General features: G+C 61.5%; 6 protein-coding genes and 2 pseudogenes. 5 read left to right on the top strand and 3 right to left on the bottom strand.

The window, feature by feature from the left end:
- A pseudogene (locus DIE17_RS37685) lies at nucleotides 1–128 on the bottom strand (LysR family transcriptional regulator); the annotation flags it as partial.
- Nucleotides 129–249: 121 nt separating this feature from the next.
- Here DIE17_RS37685 and DIE17_RS38260 point away from each other — a divergent pair.
- From DIE17_RS38260 to DIE17_RS37695, 4 genes are all read left to right on the top strand, one after another.
- Nucleotides 250–786, top strand: a complete 537-nt coding sequence (locus DIE17_RS38260; protein ID WP_260439300.1) for an integrase catalytic domain-containing protein — start codon at nucleotides 250–252, stop codon at nucleotides 784–786.
- Nucleotides 787–1,295: 509 nt separating this feature from the next.
- Nucleotides 1,296–4,100: a winged helix-turn-helix domain-containing protein gene (locus tag DIE17_RS36695; protein ID WP_124921827.1), complete on the top strand. Its 2,805-nt coding sequence runs from the start codon at nucleotides 1,296–1,298 to the stop codon at nucleotides 4,098–4,100.
- Between the two features lie 51 nt (nucleotides 4,101–4,151).
- Nucleotides 4,152–4,379, top strand: coding sequence for a hypothetical protein (locus tag DIE17_RS38490; protein ID WP_185735431.1), 228 nt, complete (start codon nucleotides 4,152–4,154; stop codon nucleotides 4,377–4,379).
- Between the two features lie 394 nt (nucleotides 4,380–4,773).
- Nucleotides 4,774–4,935: a hypothetical protein gene (locus tag DIE17_RS37695; RefSeq protein WP_185735432.1), complete on the top strand. Its 162-nt coding sequence runs from the start codon at nucleotides 4,774–4,776 to the stop codon at nucleotides 4,933–4,935.
- 279 nt (nucleotides 4,936–5,214) lie between these two features.
- On the opposite strand, the gene DIE17_RS36705 is transcribed toward DIE17_RS37695, so the two are convergent.
- Nucleotides 5,215–6,123 carry a LysR family transcriptional regulator gene (locus DIE17_RS36705; protein WP_124921828.1) on the bottom strand — a complete coding sequence of 303 codons (909 nt, stop codon included), beginning with the start codon at nucleotides 6,121–6,123 and terminating at the stop codon, nucleotides 5,215–5,217.
- Between the two features lie 149 nt (nucleotides 6,124–6,272).
- Nucleotides 6,273–6,548, bottom strand: a complete 276-nt coding sequence (locus DIE17_RS36710; protein WP_124921829.1) for a XapX domain-containing protein — start codon at nucleotides 6,546–6,548, stop codon at nucleotides 6,273–6,275.
- A gap of 196 nt (nucleotides 6,549–6,744) precedes the next feature.
- Between DIE17_RS36710 and DIE17_RS38270 the strand changes: the two are divergent.
- Nucleotides 6,745–6,941 (top strand): annotated as a pseudogene (locus tag DIE17_RS38270) (hypothetical protein); the annotation flags it as partial.

Below are 6,941 nucleotides of genomic sequence, written 5' to 3' on the forward strand. Positions count from 1 at the left end.
ACATCGGCATCGACGAGCCAGTCGGGCAGCAGCGCGATGCCGGCGCCGTCGAGCACGGCCTCGCGCAACACTTCACTGTGGTTCGATTTCAGGCGCCCGGCGACCAGCACCCGCGTCGTGCCGCGCGCATCGGCGAAGCTCCACCTTTCAGCGTCTCATCTGTACAACCTGCGGCGTTCGCAGACTTATCGTCAGCATCACACCGTCTACACGAAGACCCAGACCCATCCCAGAGGCGCGGTAATCGCCGTGCGTCGGGCTCCCGCGCCTGAGAACCGCCCCGGATTTATCCGCATCGACAGCGTTCATCAGGGCAACGTCGACGAACAGCGCGGCGTCTACCACATCAATGCCGTCGACTGCGTAACCCAGTGGGAAGTCGTCGCGGCCGTGCCAACGCTGGGGCGAGAACACGTGCTGCCGGTACTGCGCGACATGATTGACCAGTTTCCATTCCGTATTCTTGGCTTTCACAGCGATGGCGGTTCGGAGTACATCAATCATGAGGTCGCAAAGATGCTCAAGGAACAACTCATCGAGTTCACCCGCTCACGTCCACGACGCTGTAACCACAACGCTTTGGCAGAATCCAAGAACGGCAATGTCGTGCGCAGGCAATTTGGCTACGCGCACATACGGGCCGAGTGGGCCGAGCAGTTCAATGCCTTTTGCGTCGATCGGCTTAATCCGTTTTTGAACATGCACCGACCCTGTCTTTTCGGCACCGAAGTCCCGATCCCCAGAGGCCGGGCCGAACGCGACGCGTTCACCGCCCCGAAGACGTGATGACGCCGCTTGAGAAGCTAGCCAGCCTGCCGAACGTGGATGACTTCCTGCGCAAGGACATCACGATCGATCAACTGAAGCAGCGCGCGCAGCCAGACGGATGTCGAAGCCGCCCGTCAGGTTCGCCTGGCGCGGGAACGTCTGATGAGCAAGGTTGCCGACCAAACCCGGCCACGGTACCCCGATGTATGGAGCCTGGCTGGTGCACGCATCGCATAGCCCGCGAGGGGGAAGCCGCTACGGGCTACGCCCTTCACGGCTGCCCCTCGCAACCGAGACCCCCAATACCCTAAAATGCAGTTCCCTTTAACGATCCATCCAACCCTAGGTACTCCGCTCCCTCCAGGCTCCTTTCGGTTTTGGAAAGGCCTGCTGTTCGACTTGACTTCCACCTGGACGTCGATAGCATCGGTAAAGTGATTCCCGATGCCATTAGGCATTAGCAAAATTTAATTCGCCTGTAACGGACTGAATATCTGAGGCGTGCACCAACGTCAGACGAAACCGCCATGGACTCGACAACAATCGTCGCTTGCAGCCCACCCGTCATTCAGATCGGTCAATGTGAGATCGATACCGCAAGGCGGATTTTGCGCCGAGGTAATGAAGTGCTGGAGATCGGATCGCGCGCATTCGATATCCTGGTCACCATAGCTTCGGCCAGCGGCCGAACCGTCACAAAGGACGAAGTGATGGCGTCGGTCTGGCCAACCACGATCGTAGATGAAAATAACATTCATGTGCACCTATCCGCACTGCGCAAGGTGTTGGGGGCGGACGCAAAGCTGATCGTCACGGTGCCCGGACGCGGCTACCGTCTGGTGCCTCAGCCAGATTCGCAACGCACGGGCCAAACCAGGGGCAATGCGAATGTAGAGAACGATGACGATGCTTCCGCTGCCGACGGAGCCGTTGAGCCCGTACATCAGCCATTGCCCGCGCGCATCCCGAAGCTGATTGGCCGGCAAGACGCTCTGGACGGCGTGCAACGGGCGCTGCGAACACACCGGACCGTCACGCTGACGGGGACAGGAGGCATTGGCAAGACACGCCTTGCCATCGAGGTCGCACACCGCATGCGAGCGGAGTTCCTCGATGGGGTTGTATTCGTGCCATTGGCCGCCGCGTGCGACGCACAGTCGGCACTCGACGCCTTCGCATATGCGACAGGGAGCAGACTTTCCGCGACGAGTGCAGGACTGGAACAGATTGCCGTGGATTGGCGAGATCGCGAGGCCCTGGTTGTACTCGACAATTGCGAACACGTGCTCGACACCATCGCCGCCGTGACGGACGCGCTGGCGGATGCAAGCTCCCGTACCCGCGTGCTCGCAACAAGCCGCGAGGCATTGCGTGTACGTGACGAACTCGTCTATCAGGTCCCGCCGCTTACTGTACCGGTATCGACCGATTCGGCAAGCGATGTGCTGCGCACACCCGCCGTGAGGTTCTTCTTGGCACGTGCGCAAGCGGACGGTGCACATTTGTCGTTCGACGAAACGAGCGTCCGTCTGACAGGCGAAGTCTGCCGCAGGCTCGACGGCATTCCGCTGGCACTGGAGCTGGCGGCGTCGCGCGCCGCCGTGCTGGGAATCGGCCTGCTCGCGGCAAACCTGGACGATCGTTTCAGGATACTGACGGGAGGCCGGCGCACGGCGTTGCCGCGTCATCAAACGCTCAAGGCGACGCTCGACTGGAGTTATGACCTGCTCAGCAAGGACGAACGGAGGCTATTGCGCTGGCTAGGCATGTTTGTCAACGGCTTCACGCTCGACATGGCATGCGCGATGGCGGAACATGCCGGACTGACCCGCATGGCGGCGCTTGATGCCGTAACTGGTCTCGTCTCGCGATCATTGCTGGTCTCGGACCCCGAGGGGCTTACTTATCGATACCGGTTATTAGAAACAACGCGCGCTTACGCGCTACAGCAACTCGACGACAACGGCGAACGTTTCCGCGCCGCCGATGCGCACGCAACGCTTTTCCTCCAGCTTGCCGAGGCCGACCATACGCGGTGGATAGAACGGCCCATCGTGGAATGGCTCAGACACTTCACGCGCGAACTCGGCAACGTTCGCGTTGCTCTCGAGTGGACGCTTTGTGGTCGCGGGGACCCTTCCGTTGGCATCGCACTAGCCGCCGTAACGGTCCCTTACCTTTACGACCTTTCGCTGGTAGACGAAGGTTGCAGATGGGCGCGTGCCGCGCTGCGCCTGATTCCACGGGACAGGCAAGATGCTTTCCACGTGAGCCGCGAGGCGCGTTTGCGGCTGGTGTCGGGGTTGGCAGCGGCGCTACTCTATACGGAAGGACCATTGTCCGAGACGCGCGAAGCATGGATGTCCGTTTTGAATGAATCGGCAGAGGCCGGACGGTCCGATTATGTTTCACGCGCGCATTGGGGCCTATGGAACTGGAGCCAATACGCAGGGCATGCGCGGGACGCATTGACCTTTGCCCGGCGCTTCGGCGATCTTGCGCGCAGCACTGGCAACGAGACAGACGTTGTACTTGCGGCGCGCATCGAAGGGGTTGCACATCACTATGCAGGTGACCAGTCGCGCGCGCGTCAATTGCTGGAACGAATGATCGAAGCATACGACAAGCCTTTGGATCGGTGGCGTGCCATAGACCTTCGTATCGAGCACGGCATCCTTGCACGTGCAACGCTTGCGCGCGTGCTGTGGTTGCAAGGCCATCGCGAGGACGCATGCGCTCTCGCGGCGCGCAGCTTCGATGCGGCCGTGCGGTACGACTATGAAATGGTCACGTGCTACGTACTCGTCGAAGCGTTCGTGCCGATCGCGCTTCTCAACGGCGATCTTGCGGCGGCGAAACGCGGCATCGACGTGCTGAACGACTTGTCCTCGCGTTTTGGCTTTACGATCTGGCGCGCTTGCTGCTCGTGCTACGGCGCCTGGGTCGCGACCCTCGTTGAGCCCGGTCGCAATGCGACCGAGCGACTGGCGGCCGCGACTGAGGAGCTATGCTCGACTGGCTTCCTCGCCCAACTTCCCGTCTTGCGCTGTCAACTAGGCAAAGCGCTGATGCGCGAAGGGCGCAACGACGAAGCGCTGAATGCGATCGATATCGCGTTGCTGCATTGCGACCAGAATGGCAATTACTGGTACTACACCGAACTTTGCCGGGTCAAGGGTGCTGTGCTGCGCAGGCTCGCGCGTCACAACGAAGCACAAAGCTGGTTCGCCACCGCGCTCGATTTTGCGAAGCGCAACAGCGCCAGTCACCTCGTGCTGCCTGCCTCGAATGCGGCGCCCGCGCCGCAGCCTGTCAAGCCTGGAGAACATTGATTGCGACTAGGGCTGGCTTGCGCCGCGCCAGAACTCAGGCCAGTTGAGAGAGTGTTAAACATCATCGGGCAGGGGCACCGCGCCATCGAATGCATCGTCAGGCCGCTACCACCCGTATTTGAGCTCGACACCGGCGTGCTGTCTGGCGCCCGCCCGGCCATACAGCGTGCGCCGGTGCCCGGCATTCAGCGAAACGCCGATCAGGAAGCTGCGATCTCAGGCGGGCATGTCGATATGCTCGACATGCGCGTCACGCATGCATTTGCGATGGGGCTTTAGACCGCCGGTTGACGCCTGGATATCCTTCGACAGCAGGCTCGACACGCATCCGAGCATGTCTTTCGGCGGCGCAGCAGTAGGGGTGACAAAAGTGTCTGGCATGATGGAGCGTCCTTCGAGGGGTATGGCGCCCGGCATTCCTGCGTACAGCTTACACGGCGCGCTCGACAGACCAAAAGTAACTCGAATAAATGTCCGATTGCTGGAGAATTGCTCAGCGGCTGGCCCGCGGCACACAACTGCACCTCCGCAACCACGGTGGGGGCGCCATAGCCCCATTTCGAACCGGCGCATTTTCCTTCAAGATTTTCTATCCGTTATTTCGGGGTGCATTCTCGCCGTAGTGAACGACTGCGTTCACGTGACGGCTACGGTGGGGCACCTGGAGGCGGCAATGACCTCATCTCGCACGTGTTCGAAAAAAGGGAACGTGACTTACGCATCGAATGCCAATATGTGGATGCCGACAATCGTCGGCGCCGGCGTCGCGTCGGTGTTCGTGCCGGGGCGTGACGAGGATGTCAGGCGGGCAGCGCTGGCGGCCGCGGTCGGCTAGTCCGCCGTGCTTGCCGGCAAGCAACATCATGCGAGTATCTATGCGGCGACGGCCGTGAGGGCCGTATTAGCTGAGCATCCGCAACCCGTCACCGCTGCGCGTAGAAGGCCCGAACTGGGCACCTGATGTGCGAATCGCTCGCCGAGCACATCGCGACCGAGGAAGAGATGATGCTGCCGGCCCCGAACGCGCATGCATCGTGCAACCTGTTCGAGAGGAATATGAAACGTTTGCATGACTCGTTCGGCTAACCTGGGGGCGCCCATAGAAAAAGCGGAGTCACGCAAGCGCGGTGAACCGGTCGACGAGGTCGGGGCGGTCGAGTTGGTCGACCCACCAGTGCAGCGCGCGTCCGGCTTCGTCGCCGCGCCACGCGATATAGCAATGGGTCGTGTCGCGCATGCCGGTCACCTGGCGCGCGACGAGCCTGCCTTGCGCGATCGAGCGTGCCGCGATGCAGTCCGGGAGCGTGCCTACCGCGAGCCCTTCGCATTGCGCAGCCAGTTTCGTGGCGAGCGTCGGCACCGCGAGATACGGTTGCCCGGCATCGACGGCGACCGAACGCGGCTGCAGTTCGCGCGAGGTATCGGAGATCACTGCGCCGCGGTATTCGACGACCGACTCCATCGACAGCGGTTCGGGCAGCGCCGCGAGTGGGTGGGTGGGAGCGATCGCGAACACGTGCCTGAGCGTGCCGATCGGTCGCGCCACGATGTTGGGCAACTCCGGCGGCTCGCCCGCCGCGCCGACAACCAGGTCGGTGCGGCGCGAAATCAGCGCATCCCAGGTGCCGCCGAGCACTTCGGTGGAGAGCCGCAGCCGCGTGTCCATCTCGAGATCGTAGAACGCATGCACGTACGGCCACATCGCCTCGAAGGGCAGTATCTCCGCGATGCAGATGCGGACCTCGGTTTCCCAGCCTTGCTGCGCGCGCTGCGCCTTACGCTCGAGCTGTTCGGCGGCGTGCAGCAGTCGACGGCCTTCCTCGACGACGACACGGCCCGCACGCGTGAGCTTCGCACGACGCCCGCTGCGATCAAACAACGCAACGTCGAGGTCGCTCTCGAGCTTTTGTACGAGGTATGTCAGTGCGGACGGCACGCGGTGCACCAACTCTGCGGCTTCGGCGAACGTACCGGTGCGGTCGATCGCGTCCAGTGCTTCGAGTGCTTCGAAGGACAGCTTCATAGGGAATTCCGCTGCGGGAAGGACATCGGGCGGTCATATATCGAACAAGTGGCACTGAGTCCAATGCGGTTCAGACGGTTCATCATCCAACGCGCCATGACGCGCACGCATGCGCGCCGACGGTTACCATCGCATCCGCTCGACACCGGTCAGTCACGTCGGTATTGATTCGCGGCAGCGTCGGACGCGTGGGCGCCGGGCAGCGCGCCGAACATGTGCTGGCTGCACTTCGCGTCGCGCCATGCGGTTCCCAGTCGGATTCCGTCGAACATCCGTCGCGCGACGGGAAGAATCTGTTCGCCGGCCAGAATGCCCAGCAGGCCGACCAGGGCGATGGCGGGCGGCGCCGGCGATGGCACGCCGATTACCGCGTAAACGATGCCGGCGAGGATGCCGGCGAAAAGCGAAGCAGTGTATGGTTTCATGAGATTGAGAGTGACAACCGCGTTGAAAAAATATGGATAACAACTGATCTGGCGCCGATCCGAAAGTCTTGGATTAGCCTATCAGGTCCGCGCGCTCCTCGTGAGTCAATTCAATGGAATTCAGGTCTTTTTAGGCCTTAACTTTGAGGGCCGTGATAATCAGAATGATTAATTGGCGTGATCGGGAATTTGCGTATTGAATGACGCGGACCGGCTTTTGAATTTCCCGGCACAGCGTATTGGCTGCCTCCCGCATGGGTCGGCGAGGCAGGCCGCATTTTTCTCCGCGTCAAAGGACATCACCGCCATGAGCAACCCGAAGCTTGAAGTACTCACTCCGCACAACAGCCAGCTGATCTTCATCGACCAGCAGCCGCAGATGGCGTTCGGCGT

It is taken from the genome of Burkholderia sp. Bp9099 (genome assembly GCF_003857805.1).
GTDB lineage: Bacteria > Pseudomonadota > Gammaproteobacteria > Burkholderiales > Burkholderiaceae > Burkholderia.

What these genes read in the sequence shown, in the direction of transcription:
- DIE17_RS37695 (WP_185735432.1), top strand. Translation starts at nt 4,774, where the DNA reads ATGACCTCATCTCGCACGTGTTCGAAAAAAGGGAACGTGACTTACGCA.
- DIE17_RS36695 (WP_124921827.1), top strand. Translation starts at nt 1,296, where the DNA reads ATGGACTCGACAACAATCGTCGCTTGCAGCCCACCCGTCATTCAGATC.
- DIE17_RS36710 (WP_124921829.1), bottom strand. Translation starts at nt 6,548, where the DNA reads ATGAAACCATACACTGCTTCGCTTTTCGCCGGCATCCTCGCCGGCATC.
- DIE17_RS36705 (WP_124921828.1), bottom strand. Translation starts at nt 6,123, where the DNA reads ATGAAGCTGTCCTTCGAAGCACTCGAAGCACTGGACGCGATCGACCGC.